The 2,516-nt window shown below is 76.1% G+C and carries 3 protein-coding genes; 1 reads left to right on the top strand and 2 read right to left on the bottom strand.

Annotated elements, in window-relative coordinates; all coding sequences use genetic code 11:
• Window positions 1-499 precede the first annotated feature (499 nt).
• Window positions 500-1,222, top strand: coding sequence for a bifunctional DNA primase/polymerase (locus tag AAHZ94_RS32505; protein ID WP_349997301.1), 723 nt, complete (start codon window positions 500-502; stop codon window positions 1,220-1,222).
• 76 nt (window positions 1,223-1,298) lie between these two features.
• Here the strand turns inward: AAHZ94_RS32505 and AAHZ94_RS32500 are convergent, their stop codons facing one another.
• Together AAHZ94_RS32500 and AAHZ94_RS32495 are read right to left on the bottom strand one after the other, a co-directional pair.
• Entirely contained in the window at window positions 1,299-2,273 is a 975-nt protein-coding gene (locus AAHZ94_RS32500) for an SCO2278 family lipoprotein (RefSeq protein ID WP_349997300.1), read from the bottom strand.
• A 61-nt stretch (window positions 2,274-2,334) separates the two neighbouring features.
• The coding region (locus tag AAHZ94_RS32495; RefSeq protein WP_349997299.1) for a hypothetical protein at window positions 2,335-2,516 on the bottom strand (182 nt) is incomplete at its 5' end.

Genomic DNA, 2,516 nt, shown 5'->3' with positions numbered 1-2,516 from the left:
GCGGGGCCGGGCGGCGGCGGGCCCGGCGGCGCGGGGGGCGGGCGCGGGCGTGTGCGCGGGGGGCGGGCGCCGTCGGGGCGGCCGCCGCGGGGCTGGCCGCGGCCGGGCCCGGCGCCGCCCGATGGGCCGCCGTCGGACGGCCGGCCCCGGGCCCGCGCGCGGTCGGCCGGTTTCGGCCTCCCGCCGGCCCCGGCGGGACGGCCCCGACCCGGCCCGGAGAACCGCCAGCGCGCAAGGCGCACCCCACCCCGTGCCATCCCGCACCCCAGCCCCTCGCGCCCCGTACCCCACCGCGGAACGTTCACGGTCGGTGGTCGGACGGGCAGCTCGGCGCCCCGAGTGATCATAAGCAAAACGCTAGGGCAAAAAATCGGGATATGCCCGAGCTTGAGGCCCGCTGGCTGGATAGGCTCTGCCGCCCCGGCTCCGTACCGCGGTCACCTGGGGCGCAGGATGGTGGCAGCATTGATCCCAGGACAGCGGTGAAGCGAGGGGATAGATGGAACGCAAAGGCAGGTTCTCCCAGTGGCTGCGCCGACCGAGGGGCGGATCGGGCGCTGATGCGGACCCGGCCGGCGCCGGGGGCTCGCGTGAGGATCTGCTGTTGGCCGCGGCGGGTGCCGGTTTCCCCCTCGCCCCGGCCGCCCACCCGGCCGGCTACCGATGTTCCTGCGAGCGCGTCGGCTGTCCGACCCCGGCCCGGCACCCCCTCTCCTTCGGCTGGCAGACCCAGGCCACCACCGACCCCGAGCGCGTCACCCGTTGGCTGCACACCCAGCCCGACGCCAACTTCATCACCGCGACCGGCATCAACCACGACGTGCTCGACGTGCCGGTGGACGCCGGGCGGCACGCCCTGGAGCGGCTGGGCGCGGCCGGCGTCGAGGTCGGCCCGGTCGCCACCTGTAGCCCGGACCGCATGCTCTTCTTCACCGCGACCCGCGGCACCCCGGACGACGAGGACGAGTGGTGGCCCTGCGAGTTGGACTGCCATCCGGAGACCATGGACGAGCATCCGGGGCTGCGCTGGCACTGCCGCGGCAGCTATGTGCTCGTACCGCCGGCGCGGTTGCCCGGTGACGGCCACGTGGGCTGGCTGCTCGGCCCCGAGCGCCCGCTGCCCGACCCGCTGACCCTGCTGGAGACGCTCACCGACGCGTGCGCGCTCTTCGCCAGCGAGGACCCCGAGCACGAGACCGCCGCCTGGCCCATCGGGCGCTGACCCGGCCGGCCCCCCGCGCCCGGCGCTACCGACCAGCCGCCCGCCGCGTCCGCCGAGCCCGTCGTGTCCGCCGCCGCTACTCGCCCTTGGCGGACGTCACGCCCTCCAGCCGGTTGAGGAAGACGACCTGCCGGTCCGGCGCGCCGGCGGCGGGGACGCGGACCGAGGACTCGAAGACGCGGGTCAGGGTGACGGCCTTGTCGGCCTTGCCGGTCATCACGGCCTGCACCCGCTCGGGGGGCGTGGGCCGGTAGCCCTTGGCCGCGGTCTGCTTCTGCCGGTGGTACGAGGCGAAGAACACCACCGCCCCGCCGTCCTTGGGGCGCAGCCCGGCCGGGGCGAAGTCCGCGCCGCGGGCGGGCGAGTCGATGTACTCGGTCCAGTACTTCGGGGTGCGCACGTGCTTCTTGCGCTCCGCGCGCAGCCCGGAGGTGGCGGGCCCTGCGGAGAACGCCGTGCCCTCGCCGGTCATCAGATAGTTGGCGTACGTCGAGCTGAGCCGGTCGGGCCGGACGGCGAGCCCGGAGTCGGCGCCGGTGCGCACCGGCTGCGCGTACCCCTCGTCGTCCAGTGCGAAGTCGGGCACCTCGTCGTCGCTGAGCAGCGAGAGGTACGCGGCGCGCCAGGGGGCGTCCGGGCCGGTGCGGGTGAAGAGCAGCATCCAGCGGTTGGGGCCGCGGTTGCTGTCGGCGTCGACGACGAAGAACTTGGGCCACCCCGCCTGCTGCGGAATGGTGAAGCGGGCGTCGGTCAACTCCAGGGTGCCGGCCCGCGGGTTGCCGGCCGGGTTGACCGCGTGCTCTGCCGCCAGGTCCGCCTTGCCGATGGCCAGCAGCGGACCGGTCTCGACCTGTTCGATCAGCTTCGGATCGGCCGTCCGCCACGCCTTGTTGTACGTGGTGGTGAACCGCTTGAGTACGTCGGGCGCCTCGTCCTCGGCCACCGCCGGGATCACTTCCCGCTCGCCGTGCACCGTCATGCAGCCGGTCACCGACAGCACCAGCGCGGCCGTCGCAGCCGCCCACTTCAGCCGGGGCAACCTTCCCATCATGGGCTCCTGCTCCTTCGGGTGCGCCTCGCTTCCCATCGAGGACGCCACGAACGGCGCAACCCTATACGGGGCACGGGCCGCACCGGGCCGGGGGAGTGGCGCGGCCACCCGCGCCCGCCGGCGGCAGCGCGCGCCGGGCGCCGCGCGGCCCCCCCCCCCCCCGGGGGGGCCCCCGGGCCCCCCCCCCGCAACCCCCCCCCCCGCCCCCCGCCCCCCCCCCACCCGCCCCCCCCCCCCCCCCCC

The organism is Streptomyces sp. HSW2009, assembly GCF_040240285.1.
Lineage (GTDB): Bacteria > Actinomycetota > Actinomycetes > Streptomycetales > Streptomycetaceae > Streptomyces.
Note: the sequence above shows the minus strand (reverse complement) of the source record. Positions and strands in the feature narration are given on the sequence as shown.

Coding starts and splice junctions, on each gene's coding strand:
- AAHZ94_RS32505 (WP_349997301.1), top strand. CDS start 500: ATGGAACGCAAAGGCAGGTTCTCCCAGTGGCTGCGCCGACCGAGGGGC.
- AAHZ94_RS32500 (WP_349997300.1), bottom strand. CDS start 2,273: ATGATGGGAAGGTTGCCCCGGCTGAAGTGGGCGGCTGCGACGGCCGCG.